Annotated in this window: 12 protein-coding genes and 4 tRNA genes; 4 read left to right on the top strand and 12 right to left on the bottom strand. The window is 39.6% G+C overall.

The window, feature by feature from the left end; genetic code table 11:
• Window positions 1-79 precede the first annotated feature (79 nt).
• From hemC to hemY, 4 genes are read left to right on the top strand one after another with little or no spacing between them, the layout of a single operon-like run.
• Window positions 80-1,021, top strand: coding sequence for a hydroxymethylbilane synthase (gene hemC / locus LG402_RS01065; RefSeq protein ID WP_166540258.1), 942 nt, complete (start codon window positions 80-82; stop codon window positions 1,019-1,021).
• Window positions 1,018-1,755: a uroporphyrinogen-III synthase gene (hemD, locus tag LG402_RS01060; protein ID WP_227336293.1), complete on the top strand. Its 738-nt coding sequence runs from the start codon at window positions 1,018-1,020 to the stop codon at window positions 1,753-1,755. Before hemC ends, hemD begins: the two co-directional genes overlap by 4 nt.
• 20 nt (window positions 1,756-1,775) lie before the next feature.
• Entirely contained in the window at window positions 1,776-3,041 is a 1,266-nt protein-coding gene (hemX, locus tag LG402_RS01055) for a uroporphyrinogen-III C-methyltransferase (RefSeq protein ID WP_166540256.1), read from the top strand.
• A 4-nt stretch (window positions 3,042-3,045) separates the two neighbouring features.
• Window positions 3,046-4,266 carry a protoheme IX biogenesis protein HemY gene (hemY, locus tag LG402_RS01050; RefSeq protein ID WP_166540255.1) on the top strand — a complete coding sequence of 407 codons (1,221 nt, stop codon included), beginning with the start codon at window positions 3,046-3,048 and terminating at the stop codon, window positions 4,264-4,266.
• Window positions 4,267-4,350: 84 nt separating this feature from the next.
• On the opposite strand, the gene LG402_RS01045 is transcribed toward hemY, so the two are convergent.
• The 12 genes from LG402_RS01045 to rfbA all read right to left on the bottom strand — a co-directional run bounded on the left by LG402_RS01045 (window position 4,351) and on the right by rfbA (window position 13,478).
• Entirely contained in the window at window positions 4,351-4,668 is a 318-nt protein-coding gene (locus LG402_RS01045; RefSeq protein WP_166540254.1) for a hypothetical protein, read from the bottom strand.
• Window positions 4,669-5,685: 1,017 nt separating this feature from the next.
• Window positions 5,686-5,762, bottom strand: a tRNA-Pro gene (locus LG402_RS01040).
• Between the two features lie 28 nt (window positions 5,763-5,790).
• A tRNA-Leu gene (locus LG402_RS01035) sits at window positions 5,791-5,877 on the bottom strand.
• A gap of 22 nt (window positions 5,878-5,899) precedes the next feature.
• Window positions 5,900-5,975 (bottom strand) — tRNA-His (locus tag LG402_RS01030).
• A gap of 65 nt (window positions 5,976-6,040) precedes the next feature.
• A tRNA-Arg gene (locus LG402_RS01025) sits at window positions 6,041-6,117 on the bottom strand.
• Window positions 6,118-6,334: 217 nt separating this feature from the next.
• The gene (gene wecG, locus LG402_RS01020) at window positions 6,335-7,072 is read right to left on the bottom strand and encodes a lipopolysaccharide N-acetylmannosaminouronosyltransferase (RefSeq protein ID WP_166540253.1); all 738 of its coding nucleotides are present in this window, start codon (window positions 7,070-7,072) and stop codon (window positions 6,335-6,337) included.
• On the bottom strand, window positions 7,072-8,436 hold the full coding sequence (gene wzyE / locus LG402_RS01015) for an ECA oligosaccharide polymerase (protein WP_166540252.1): 1,365 nt from the start codon (window positions 8,434-8,436) through the stop codon (window positions 7,072-7,074). Before wzyE ends, wecG begins: the two co-directional genes overlap by 1 nt.
• Complete coding sequence (locus LG402_RS01010; RefSeq protein WP_227336292.1) at window positions 8,433-9,518, bottom strand: TDP-N-acetylfucosamine:lipid II N-acetylfucosaminyltransferase; 1,086 nt, start codon at window positions 9,516-9,518, stop codon at window positions 8,433-8,435. The genes wzyE and LG402_RS01010 overlap by 4 nt, the downstream gene beginning before the upstream one ends.
• Window positions 9,515-10,771 (bottom strand): lipid III flippase WzxE, encoded by a 1,257-nt coding sequence (wzxE, locus tag LG402_RS01005; RefSeq protein WP_227336291.1) that lies wholly within the window; start codon window positions 10,769-10,771, stop codon window positions 9,515-9,517. Before wzxE ends, LG402_RS01010 begins: the two co-directional genes overlap by 4 nt.
• Window positions 10,772-10,773: 2 nt before the next feature.
• On the bottom strand, window positions 10,774-11,904 hold the full coding sequence (rffA, locus tag LG402_RS01000) for a dTDP-4-amino-4,6-dideoxygalactose transaminase (RefSeq protein ID WP_227336290.1): 1,131 nt from the start codon (window positions 11,902-11,904) through the stop codon (window positions 10,774-10,776).
• 1 nt (window position 11,905) lies between these two features.
• Window positions 11,906-12,619, bottom strand: a complete 714-nt coding sequence (rffC, locus tag LG402_RS00995; protein WP_227336289.1) for a dTDP-4-amino-4,6-dideoxy-D-galactose acyltransferase — start codon at window positions 12,617-12,619, stop codon at window positions 11,906-11,908.
• The gene (gene rfbA / locus LG402_RS00990; protein WP_227336288.1) at window positions 12,597-13,478 is read right to left on the bottom strand and encodes a glucose-1-phosphate thymidylyltransferase RfbA; all 882 of its coding nucleotides are present in this window, start codon (window positions 13,476-13,478) and stop codon (window positions 12,597-12,599) included. Before rfbA ends, rffC begins: the two co-directional genes overlap by 23 nt.
• Window positions 13,479-13,480: the final 2 nt, after the last annotated feature.

The following is a 13,480-nucleotide window of genomic DNA, read 5'->3' as shown; positions in this document are numbered from 1 at the left end:
ATTGAGCCTTAAAGTGTTAAAACAATGCCTTATTTCTAAACAAAAATATCGCTAATCGCTCGGAAGAGATAATACTATTATGTCAAAAAGTACCATCCGTATTGCTACCCGCCAAAGCCCTCTTGCTATGTGGCAGGCGCTCTATGTGAAAGAACAACTACAACTTGCTCATCCAGGTTTAGTCGTCGAATTAATACCGATGGTCACTAAAGGTGACATCATTTTAGATACACCTTTAGCTAAAGTGGGTGGTAAAGGGCTCTTTGTAAAAGAATTAGAACTTGCTCTACTTGGATCACGCGCAGATATCGCCGTTCATTCTATGAAAGATGTTCCGATTGATTTTCCTGAAGGTCTAGGATTAGTGACAATTTGTGAACGCGAAGATCCTCGAGATGCCTTTGTTTCTAACCATTATGATTCATTAGAGCAACTCCCAGCAGGTAGCATTGTAGGCACATCAAGTTTACGTCGCCAATGTCAATTAAAAGCACAACGCCCTGACCTGATTATTCGTGATTTACGAGGTAATGTTGGCACCCGCTTAAACAAATTAGATAACGGCGATTACGATGCTATTATTCTTGCTGTTGCAGGCTTAAAACGCCTTGGTCTAAATGAACGTATCCGCACACCATTATCCGCAGAGCAATCTTTACCTGCAGTTGGACAAGGTGCTGTGGGTATTGAATGTCGTTTAGATGACAATGATACTCGTCAGTTATTAGATGCTCTCAATCATTCCCGAACAGCAATTTGTGTTAAAGCAGAGCGTGCAATGAATACGCGCCTTGAAGGCGGTTGCCAGGTTCCAATTGGAAGTTACGCTATTTGGCAAGATAACAAAATTTGGTTACGGGCTTTGGTCGGTTCACCTGATGGTGAAACTATTTTACGTGGTGAGCGTTTAGTATCCCCACAAGAAGCTGAAACCGCAGGTATTTCTCTGGCTGAAGAGCTTTTAGATAAAGGTGCCAGAGCCATTCTAACAGCGGTATATCAGGGTAATGCACCCGCATGAGTATTTTAGTCACTCGCCCTGATCCTGCTGGAAAAGCATTAACCCAGCGTTTAATTAATGCAGGTAAAACAGCATTTCAAGCACCTTTAATAGAGATCACCGCAGGTCGTGAGCTTCCTTTATTAGATGCTAAACTAAAAGGATTAAAGGCGGGTGATTGTGTTTTTTTACTTTCTAAAAATGCGGTGTCATACGCAAACAGGCAACTGAATCAATTACAACAATCATGGCCAGATACGCTATCCTATTATGGAATAGGTCAAAGCACAGCAAAGGATTTCCAACATTTAAGCGGTCTTTCTATTCACTATCCTGAGCAAGGAGAAACTAGCGAAGATCTTCTCGCGCTTCCTACACTCAATCTGGTGAAAAATAAACAGATCTTACTGCTTAGAGGTAACGGTGGTCGTGACTTACTTGCAACAACATTACGCCAACGAGGTGCAATGATTGATGAATGCGAATGTTACCAACGCCTATTTATTAATTATTCCCCTGACAATTTTGCGCTTCAGTGGGAAAAAGCACAGGTTGATACACTTGTTGTCACTAGCGGTGAAATGTTACAACAACTCTTTGATCTGGTCGCTGAATCTAAGAAAGCATGGCTGTTAAACTGCCATTTACTGGTGGTGAGTGAACGATTAGCAACAATAGCAAAAACATTAGGGTGGGAAACCGTCACCGTTGCTGAAAGTGCCAATAATGATGCTTTATTTCATGCATTAATATAGAACCTAAATGAGACGCCGATATGACGGAACAGAAAAATACAAATGATAATGACTTGCCAAAAGATGCAGCTAAAGCTGATGAGAATGTCCGCTATCAGGAAGTCAAACCTGTTAATAACAAGCGCTCAGGTCTAATTGGAAGTGCTGTTGCTATCCTTGTTATTTTGGCAATCGGTGGTAGCCTTTACTATTACACCAATCAACAAGCATCAAAGCTGAGTGTAGAAAATCAATCACTCAAATCTGAGCTTGCCCAATTACAACAACTCCAAAATACTTATCAACAACGCTTTGACAATATTGATAGCATGTTTAACTCACAAAAACAGACTATCGATAAATTACAAAACGAGCGCCAAACAACAGAGCGTCAAATTCAAGATCTACAAACACGTTTTGCCGCTATTTCCAGTGCAGATGTGAAAAGTTGGCTATTAGCGCAAGCCGATTTTATGGTTAAAATGGCGGGTCGTAAGTTATGGAATGACCAAGATGTGGTGACCGCAGTAAGTTTACTAAAAGGTGCGGATAGTAGCTTGGCAGAAATGAACGATCCAAGTTTACTTGAAATTCGTCGTGCTATTAATGAAGATATCAGTAGTTTAGCCGCATTAACCAAGATTGATAACGACGGCACTATCTTACAGATAAATCAATTAGCTAATCAGGTTGATAATCTGCGTTTAGCAGATCTTGAGCGTAATGGCTCACCAATGGATAAAGATGACGAAACTATTTCAGGTTCGCTGTCAGATTGGAAACAAAACCTAAGTAAAAGCTGGAAAAGCTTTATGGATGACTTCATTACTATCCGTCGTCGAGATACTGAAGCCGTTCCTTTATTAGCACCCAACCAAGATATCTATTTACGTGAGAATATTCGTTCACGTTTATTAATTGCTTCCCAAGCTGTTCCTCGCCATCAGACTGAGATCTACCAGCAATCGCTTGAAGCAGTATCCACTTGGGTTCGTGCTTATTTTGATACCTCTGATCCAAGTACAACCGCATTTTTAGATACGGTATCTGAATTAGAGAAGCAACCTATTACGCTTGCAATGCCGTCAGAATTGAAAAGCCCGACATTGCTAGAAAAGCGTGTAGAAAAACAAATCCGCAATCTACTGGCACAAAATGAGTATGCAGAGCCACAAGTAACTGAAGTGCAAGCTGTTGAAGCCCAAGATGCTCAAGCCGTAGAAGCTGATAGTACATCGAAAAGCGTACAAGATACCGCAGCTGATAGCGCAACGGCTGATACAGCAGTAACACAACAAGGAGAATAAGCTTATGTTAAAAATACTACTCCTTTTTGTGGTGCTTATTGCTGGCATCATTTTTGGTCCACTATTGGCAGGCCATCAAGGTTATGTGCTTATACAAACGGATGATTGGGATATTGAAACCAGTGTGACCAGCCTTGTCATTATGTTTGTTTTACTGCAATTAGCACTGTTACTAATTGGTTGGAGTTATCGCCGTTTTATTGGTACAGGTTCAAAAGCCTATAGTTGGTTTTCTTTCCGTAAACGTAATCGTGCTCGTAAACAAACGAGTATGGCGTTAATGAAATTAGCAGAAGGCGACTTTAAAGAAGTTGAAAAACTGATGAGTCGCAACGCAGACTATGCAGAACAGCCAGTTGTAAACTACCTATTAGCAGCAGAAGCTGCACAACAGCGTGGTGATGAATTCCGAGTTCAGCAACACCTTGAACGAGCAGCTGAACTTGCCGATACCAATCAACTCCCAGTTGATATTACACGGGTGCGTATTTTATTAGCGCAAAATGAAAATCATGCGGCACGTACTGGGGTTGATGAATTATTAAATCAAGCACCTCGCCATCCTGAGGTTTTACGTTTAGCTGAAACGGCTTATACCCGAACCGCTGCTTGGCAAGCATTGCTTGATATCATCCCATCAATGCAAAAAATTGCGTTGCATACAGATGATGAATTAGAGCAATTACGCCAAAAAGCCTACATTGGCATTATGGGACAAAAAATGTCCGAAAGTGGCTGTGATGGGCTAAAAAATTGGTGGAAAGCACAACCACGTAAAGTACATCATGATAATGCATTACGTGTTGTTTTAGCTGAACATCTTATTGAGTGCAACGATCCTGTTACTGCTCAAACGATCATTTTAGAAGGGATCAAACGTCAGTATGATGAACGCTTGATCTTACTATTGCCACGTTTAAAAAATACAGATGCTAATGTGATTTTAAAAGTACTAAATACACTGATTAAGCAACATGGTCCTACACCATTGCTCAACAGTACATTAGGTCAAATAGCCATGCAGCAAGGGCAATGGGTACAAGCAGAAACGGCATTTCGTAATGCGTTGAAACAGCGTCCTGATGTTCATGACTTTGCGTGGCTTGCTGATGCCTTGGATAAACAGAAAAAATCTGAAGAGTCGGCTAAAGTGCGTAAAGATGCTTTATTAATGACACTGAAAAAAGATTCAGTCATCTTTGAAGAGCCGAAAAAAAGTAAGTAAGCTCATTCGATAAAAATGTGATCATAAATTGTTTGATTAACTGATTTAAAAACCCTCTTTATTATTGAGGGTTTTTTATTTTATTTAAAAGCCATGTTGAAATAACAACACCACTTCTACACATAAAGTCAAAAAGATATATACCCAAGCAATACGGTAAAAACGGCTGGGTATTCCTTTCACGTTTTCTTGATTAAATGACAAATAATATTTTCTTGCTTGGTAAAACACCACGATATAAATCAGTGCAATCCCCTGACAAAGAAAAGCCACATATTTAGCCCATGATTTGCCACCAATAATCAGCATAATCAACGGGATCAAAAAGAATAACAATGGGCCAAACTTCTCTATAAGAAAGAGTCTTTCCTGTGCAAGGTATGCTTTTTGTTTATTTATCATAATGCTGCTATCTCCCGTCTATCCTTGCGCTGGATGATAACGTGATAACGCGATGAACACAAAACGGATGAGCTATATGGCGTAAAAAAAAGCATATAGAAAAAAACGCCTGTATAAAACTATACAGGCGCATAAATATACAATCAGGTCTACAGACGGATGGTGCCTCACTCAACGTTTCGTCCTGTTGATGATGAATGATGTTCATCGTTAACGTGGACGTAGGCACCGAATAATCGGCTCTGCATCATTCCTAGGTTTATGAAGTCAAAGCTATCATAAGGAGTGGAATGAGCATCTACAATATAAATAATGCATTTAGCGTGCCAATTTTTATTTTTTTGATAATAAAAATCTCCCACCTCAAAAAGATAAGATAACTTATTGAATTTTAGTTTCCCTTTTCTGTTTCACTCATCCTTTATGATAAAAAGTACGTCACCTATGCTTTCATGCTGCTATTGCTAAATAGAAAAGAAAATATAAGGCCTAACATACGTCTCTTTTTCACGACAAGAAAAACACACAAGTTATTTAATGGCATTAAATCAATAGGTTAAATGTCACCTATTGACGACATTAAAAATGCTAAGTGTTGGCATTTGCCGACATAAAAAATAAAATCTTTATATTTCATATAATTAAATTATGATTTTTTATTAACTCACCTATTCATTTTATGAAGATTAAAATAAGGCAATAAATTAAATTATTAATAAAGCTTAAGTGATAAGACCAGATATCACTTATAAAGAGTGACGATATTATTCCTATGTGAGATCAATTAAGAATAAGCACCAGAAAAAATAGCCAAAGCTAAAATTGGATATGGATATGGATATGGATATGGATATGGATATGGATATGGATATGGATATGGATATGGATATGGATATGGATATGGATATGGATATGGATATGGATATGGATATGAAAAAATAAATATGCTGAGTTTAAATGTAAAGGTATAAATCGCAGATACGAAAAAGCCCCGATAAAATCGGGGCTTTCTCTTATTGGTCGGCGAGAGAGGATTCGAACCTCCGACCCACTGGTCCCAAACCAGTTGCGCTACCAGGCTGCGCTACTCGCCGTCTGAATCACTGCTCTTATCTTGTTTATTGGTGCGAAGGGGGGGACTTGAACCCCCACGTCCGTTAGAACACTAACACCTGAAGCTAGCGCGTCTACCAATTCCGCCACCCTCGCATAAACAATAACTAAGATAAGATGGGGTGGCTAATGGGACTCGAACCCACGACAACTGGAATCACAATCCAGGGCTCTACCAACTGAGCTATAGCCACCATAACAGCTATCTTATTTACTTCTTACAACAACGCTCTTCACCGTAACTCTTAGCACGCTTTAATGGCGCGCCCGACAGGATTCGAACCTGAGACCTCTGCCTCCGGAGGGCAGCGCTCTATCCAGCTGAGCTACGGGCGCTTCACGCCGTTGCGGGAGAGGATAGTACGGATTTACGCACTGTCTGTCTAGTGCTTTTTGAAAAAAAAAGTTTGTTTGACGATAGTTTGTGCATTTCGTCGATAAATGGAGCGTTTTTACACGCTAAACGCCCCACCAGTATAATAATTAAACAATAAAGATGCTAGATGAAAGTGTGAATAAATCATTTAGCTAACAAACAAACGCTCAATGACCATCACAATTTATTGGAATAGTAGTATCCAACAAATTTTAGCAACTTAAATTGGCGTTTAATTCGGCTTGGTTGTGATAACAAACGATATAACCATTCTAAGCCAAGGTTCTGCCATGCTTTAGGTGCTCTCTTCACATGACCTGTAAATACGTCATAAGTCCCCCCCACTCCCATATATAATGCATCAGGATAAATCTCACGACATGCACGAATAAATAACTCTTGCTTAGGTGAACCCATAGCAATAGTCACTATCTTCGCACCAGAGGCCTTTATACGCTCAAATAACGCATCTCTATCTTGAGGTGTGAAGTAACCATTTTGACTCCCAACAATATTCACATTCCATTGTGATTTTAGCTTATCTTCGGTTTGAGCTAGAATTTCTGGTTTGCCACCAACAAGAAAGACTGGCGTTCCTTCTTTACCTGCTCTTTCCATTAATGCTTCCCATAAATCTGCGCCCGCAATACGAGAAACATTGGCATCTGGATACTTACGGCGAATACCCCGCACAACACTAATGCCATCGGCATAAAGATAATCTGCTTCGTTAAGCAATTCATTCAAGGCTGTATCGGTTTCTGCGGTTAGGATTTTTTCTGCATTTATCGCAATTAGAGATCCACTTTTTATTTGTGTTCCTTCATAAAGATAATCCAGAAAATGAGCCATATCGCGAAATCCCCAGATATTATGTCCACGGATTGAATACTTCGGAATTGAATTGGATCCCATTACTTTTCCTTTTTCTCTAAACGAGGTTCACCTTGTATTTGACGAGTCACGTAATTACGCACTAATCCCGCGCTTTCAAATAACCAATACAGCAGTTTTGCAACAACTAAACATAAACCAAAAACCAGACAGAAAAACACAACACGAGAGACAAAGGAATCAACCCCTTCTCGCGCTAAAACAATCATATTAAAAATAGCCCCAAAGCAGAATGCTTGTAAAATAGCGGATTTATAACGATTGTTTTCATTAAGCCCTTGCTGATACAACCAATCAAACCATTTAATAATTAATCCCACCACGATTGCACCTAATGGGATAAACACAACGCCCCCCATCACCACTAAAGAACCAATTAAGGTTGGTGAAATCGCAAGGCCTGCATGGTAATCAAGGACTTCCCATGTAAAGTAGTTTGCTGAATTGAGTACCACATCAGGACGCTCAGGCCAAACCCAAGAAGGAATAAAAACATAAAAATCACGAATAATCGGGGCAAGCCCTTGGAACTCAATCTTGTCATAATTATCAAGTAATAATGCTAAATTTTCCCAAGGAGAGAACGTATCACGAGTTAGGTACAAGAAAGTATAGAAAGCCTCAGCCCCACTGACATCAAGCCCATAGCGTTTTAATGCCAGCCAGAACATCCCGACAATACTCATCACCCCCGCAGCAACCAGCATCCACAACGTTATCCAACCACGAACAATGCCGATAAATAAAAACAGAGCAAAAGCGATAATGATATTCGCGCGAGTTCCACCCACAATGATATAAGTTAAAATTCCGAAACCGACCGTTGCACACAGGAAGAAAATCCAGCGTTGTTGTGTCGGTTTTAAGAAATAAACCACCAGCATGGCGGGAATAAAGAAGTAGAAAAAGCGCTTAAGCGCCACACCAGATACTTGGCTTGAAAAAATTTGGCTGTATGTTTTGAGCTTAAAGAGTAAAAAACCATTTTGTAGGAAGAAAATTCCCACTGTCACAAATGCAATTAATGCCAATAAGATCCAAGTAAGATTAGTTTCTACTCTATTCATCGTAAATAACGACCTAGAAGGGCCGCTAACAGGCTTTCTCAACCTAACCTTATAAGTTACATAATAAATAGCATAGAAGCTGGTAGAGGCTAATAATGCGTATAATAATGAATCAACAGGAACAACGGCCACATCAAATTGGAACACCAACATACAGGTCAGTGGAAAGCCAAAATAGAATGTCAGCAAATAGAGCATTGAGAAAAAAACATTAAAATTAAAACGAACTCGACGAAACTCTTGATAAGTCAGTAATAAAATAAAACTTAAGGAGATAAAATAAACGAGTGTTAAGCCACCCAGTTCCGCCAATGTCATTGGGGCTCTCCTGTGCTTATCTCAATCAACTGTTTCCAACCTTCAGTAAAATTAGGTGCAAAGAAGGCAATATTTTGGCGATCAAGCATAAGTAATTGACGTTGAGCTTCTTCAATCAGTGCAACATCTAATTTATCACCTGAGAAAAAGACTGGAACATTTTGTTCTGTTAAATCTTGCCAAAATGGGTTTTGACGGCTAATAACAAAAGGGATCGCAAATTGGATAAGTAAACAAAGCGTACCAATGCCTTGCTGTCGATGAAAAATAAAATAGCCTAAATCGCATGTCTTTAATAAGGCTAAATAATCATCAAATGCCAGTTTGTCACGTAAAATTTCAACCTGATTATCAGGAAGTAACTGATTAACAGCGTGAGAGACTTCATCAATATATGCGTCATTATTATCAGGATATCCCATTGGGATAATCACTTTTGCGCGCGTTCCGTATTGTTCTGCTATCGATTGTAATGCTTCAACATGGCGATTTGATCTGTCTCCTGAATTTCCGACAATAATAGTGATTTGTTGTGCATCAATAGATGACTTTTCTGTCACAGTCAGAGCAGGATCCATTCTTGTTGGGAAATAGAGCAAACTTGCTGGAATATTAACGTTAAATTGCGCGAAGTAGTTAAGATCACCTCGTGTGCCAAACACTCGCCCCACCCGTTTTTGTGCCAACTTACGAAGAAGATAAAACAGTCTAAATTTGAGTTGCTTAGAATCCTGATACAGATCAGCCCCCCAAATATGCCACCAAAACTGATGACGCTTAATTTTACCTGTCAGTAATGCCAGCCAAATCGGAGCATTAAATTGGCCTAACAAAAGGAATCGTTGGTGAGTATCGGCCTTTGCCAATGTAATCACTCTCTGCGCAACCTGCTTTTTATCCGCTAAACACTCAATGTCTAAAGCTGGGTAGCTTTCTTGCAGTGAAGTATCTTTACTGGCAACGATAAAACGAGGTTTATACGTTAATCCCGCCTCAGTAACGAGGTGGTCGTTAAAAAACCGTAACATTGTGTTGTTATGATGCACAATGTCTGAACCTAGTACGTAAATCAAAGTTGTCATTTGCGCCTGCAATAAATCACGAAAACAGAACTACAGAGAAGGAAGTAAATAATATACGTTGCCATATAGGCTTGAGCAGCACCAAGTGCGCCATGTTCAGGAATAAGCCAACGGGAAAATAGTGTTAGTAAAGCAAATTGACTTACTTCTGTAAGGATATAAAAACGTAGTGCCGCTTTTGCAATGACCAAATAGCCAAAGACATAGGCGCCTACTTTTAAAACATCACCGACAAGTTGCCATGCAAATAAATCACGCATAGCGACAAATTTATCTGAAAACAGTAACCAAATTGCAAAATCACGCAATAACCACACCATAAAACTGGCAACGGCAACCGCAGGAAGTACAAACTTCAGTGATTTCACGATCTCTTTGGTAATATCACTCTTTTGCGTTAATCGAGAGAGTGTTGGCAACAAATAAACAGAAAAAGAGGCTGTAATAAACTGCAAGTAAGCATCTGAAATGCTAGTTACGGCTTGCCAAATACCAACATCATCCCAGCTATAGTGCTCAGCAAGTAGATTACGCATCATAATATAAGCGACTGGTAACGTAATCGATGTCAGTATCGCCATAATAGTAAATTTACCAAGATGGCTTGCTATTGCCTTATCCCAACGAGGTTTAAGCTCACTTAACGCAAATCGCTTACGTTTTACTACTAAAAATGTAGCAGGAAATAAAATAAGTGCAGGAACTAATGCTAGTCCAATTAATGCACCGTGATAACCCGCAAATAAATAGCATAAATAATAAGCAATAACACCAATAATGCTACCTGCGATCACAGATAAGGCATTACCAGCCGCATCACGATAACCTTTTAATATGGCAAGAAAATAGTTGCTATATGCTATTCCCATTTGAATAAAAGCAACGGCTCTTACAATATCCTGATATTGATGATAATCATCACCAAATAACACTTGGCTAATGGGAGCAGAAAAAAGAAGAAATAAAACAGCTAATAGTGTAGAGAACAGCAAGATCATAGCCGATGATGTGCCCAACACATTTTTGCGTTGAATATCATCATCTTGATATTGTGCGATTAATTTCGTTACACCATTAAAAATTCCCGCACCAGACAATACACCAAGTACGGTAATTAATTGACGAAAGTTACCTGCTAATCCCACGCCAGAAGGACCAAAGGAGACAGCGAGTAACTTGACGACAAGCAGGCCAGCCCCGATTTTTATCAGGGTTGATCCCGCTGTCCAAATTGATGCTTTGGCTAATGACATAATTAAGCAAAGAAATCGCGAATATGGCCAATAACGGTTTGCTGTTCTTCTTCTGTCATATTGTAGAACATAGGTAAACGCACTAAACGTTCACTTTCTTGCGTAGTGAAAATATCTTCACCATCAAAACGGCCAAACTTCATACCTGCTGGGCTGGTATGCAATGACACATAGTGGAAGACAGTTAAAACATCGTGCGCTTTCATATAATCATTAAACGCAGTACGTTGCTCGATATTGTTCAGTTTGATATAGAACATATGCGCATTGTGTTCTAATCCTTCAGGAACGATTGGAAGCGCTAATAAGTCTTTCTCTGCTAATGGCGTCAATGCGTCATAGTAAATCTGCCAAAACGCTAAGCGACGTTCATTAATTTTTTCGGCTTCTTCAAGCTGTGCCCATAAATATGCAGCTTGTAAATCTGACATTAAGTAACTAGAACCAATATCACGCCAAGTGTATTTATCGACTTGTCCACGGAAAAATTGGCTACGATTAGTGCCTTTTTCACGGATAACTTCTGCACGATTGATTAAGTCAGGATCGTTAATGAGCGTTGCACCACCCTCACCACCTGATGAGTAGTTTTTAGTCTCATGGAAGCTATAGCAACCAATATGACCAATAGTGCCCAAAGCCTTACCTTTGTAAGTTGACATGACGCCTTGTGCAGCATCTTCGATAACAAACAGATTATGTCTTTTCGCAATAGCCATAATCGTGTCCATTTCACACGCAACACCCGCATAATGAACAGGCACGATAGCACGAGTTTTATCTGTAATTGCCGCTTCAATTTTTGTTTCATCGATATTCATGGTATCTGGACGAATATCAACAAAAACAATGGTTGCCCCACGTAATACAAACGCATTAGAGGTCGAAACAAAGGTAAAACTCGGCATAATGACTTCATCGCCTGGCTTGATATCTAATAAGATAGCAGCCATTTCAAGCGATGCAGTACAAGATGGCGTTAACAGCGTTTTATGACAATGAAATTGTTCTTCTAACCACTTTTCACATTTTTTTGTGAAATTGCCATCACCACAGAGCTTGCCACTTTCCATGGCCTGTTTCATATATTCTAATTCGGTGCCGACAACGGGTGGTTTATTAAACGGAATCATATTATCCCCTGTATAACCAATAAGTGGTGCTCTCTATTAAGCCCCCACTGTGTGTGTATAAACGCGAAGCTGCAATATTGCTGATTTGTGTTGCAACATATAGGGTTGAAATACCTTGCTGTTGACACCAAAACTTCGCGGCCGACATCAGTTGTTTACCAATGCCTTGTCCTGTTCTATTGGGCATTACCGCAAGTAACCCCACTCTTGCTTCACTTTCAGATAGACGACGTAAAGTGACAAAACCACTTATGTTATTTTCAATATCATAAGTTAGTAAGCAGATATCATCGAACGTGCCTAGTACGGCTTTTTTAACCCATAATGCGTAAAAACGACTGCTATCGTCTTCTTGATACCAAGGTGCTCGAAAACGACTTTGTACAAAAGCCTCTGATGCAGTTGTCATCAGTAAATTAATATCAGCGTCATTGGCTTTTCTAAAACATAATTCAGGCGCTTTCTTACAAGCATTTTCTATGCCAATTGGAAGTTTAAAATCAATTTCACCTTCCGCAAATTGAAAACCTAATTGACTGAGTTTATCGATGAGTGAAAGCTCATGAGATGCGACTTTAGCCTGAACTAGAGCAAATGCATCAAGCTGTTTGTCTATTAATACAGGCGCTTGAGTATCAAACTCAAGACGCCCTGTTTTGAGTGAGAAAAATTCACTTTCCCACTCAAGATAATTAATATTGGCGAGGACGGACATGTAATAAATCCAATAGATAGCGACCATAACCCGTTTTAGACAGTGATTTTGCACTTTCTCTTACTTGGTCATCAGTGAGCCATCCATTACGCCAAGCAATCTCTTCAAGACACGCCACTTTAAATCCTTGGCGCTTTTCAACTGTTTGAACGAAAGTACTGGCTTCAATTAAACTGTCGTGAGTGCCGGTATCTAACCATGCAAAACCACGCCCTAACAGTTCAACATTAAGCTCACCACACTCAAGATACATCTGATTAATAGACGTAATTTCTAGTTCACCACGAATTGAGGGTTTTACTTTTTTAGCAAAATCCACCACACGGTTATCGTAGAAGTAAAGCCCTGTTACTGCCCAATTAGATTTAGGCTGTTCCGGCTTTTCTTCAATCGACAGTACTTTGAAATTATCATCAAATTCAACAACACCAAATCGTTCAGGGTCCATTACTTGATAACCAAAAACTGTCGCTCCGCGTTCACGTTGAGCAACTTGTTTTAGTTTTGGACTAAACCCTTGACCAAAATAGATATTATCGCCTAACACTAAACAGCAATGATCATCACCAATAAATTCTTCACCTAAAATAAACGCTTGAGCTAAACCATCTGGCGATGGCTGTATTTTATATTGAAGATGAACACCAAATGCAGAACCATCACCTAATAAACGTTGAAATGAGGTCATGTCATCGGGTGTTGTGATGATCAAAATATCTCGAATACCAGCAAGCATCAGAACTGAAAGCGGATAATAAATCATGGGCTTATCGTAGATAGGCAACAACTGTTTCGATACCCCTTTGGTTATCGGATGTAGTCGTGTACCAGAGCCACCCGCTAGAATAATACCTTTCATCA

The sequence above is a fragment of the Proteus sp. NMG38-2 genome, from assembly GCF_020640995.1.
Lineage (GTDB): Bacteria > Pseudomonadota > Gammaproteobacteria > Enterobacterales > Enterobacteriaceae > Proteus.
Note: the sequence above shows the minus strand (reverse complement) of the source record. Positions and strands in the feature narration are given on the sequence as shown.

Coding starts and splice junctions, on each gene's coding strand:
- hemC (WP_166540258.1), top strand. CDS start 80: ATGTCAAAAAGTACCATCCGTATTGCTACCCGCCAAAGCCCTCTTGCT.
- hemD (WP_227336293.1), top strand. CDS start 1,018: ATGAGTATTTTAGTCACTCGCCCTGATCCTGCTGGAAAAGCATTAACC.
- hemX (WP_166540256.1), top strand. CDS start 1,776: ATGACGGAACAGAAAAATACAAATGATAATGACTTGCCAAAAGATGCA.
- hemY (WP_166540255.1), top strand. CDS start 3,046: ATGTTAAAAATACTACTCCTTTTTGTGGTGCTTATTGCTGGCATCATT.
- LG402_RS01045 (WP_166540254.1), bottom strand. CDS start 4,668: ATGATAAATAAACAAAAAGCATACCTTGCACAGGAAAGACTCTTTCTT.
- wecG (WP_166540253.1), bottom strand. CDS start 7,072: ATGGGATCCAATTCAATTCCGAAGTATTCAATCCGTGGACATAATATC.
- wzyE (WP_166540252.1), bottom strand. CDS start 8,436: ATGACATTGGCGGAACTGGGTGGCTTAACACTCGTTTATTTTATCTCC.
- LG402_RS01010 (WP_227336292.1), bottom strand. CDS start 9,518: ATGACAACTTTGATTTACGTACTAGGTTCAGACATTGTGCATCATAAC.
- wzxE (WP_227336291.1), bottom strand. CDS start 10,771: ATGTCATTAGCCAAAGCATCAATTTGGACAGCGGGATCAACCCTGATA.
- rffA (WP_227336290.1), bottom strand. CDS start 11,904: ATGATTCCGTTTAATAAACCACCCGTTGTCGGCACCGAATTAGAATAT.
- rffC (WP_227336289.1), bottom strand. CDS start 12,619: ATGTCCGTCCTCGCCAATATTAATTATCTTGAGTGGGAAAGTGAATTT.
- rfbA (WP_227336288.1), bottom strand. CDS start 13,478: ATGAAAGGTATTATTCTAGCGGGTGGCTCTGGTACACGACTACATCCG.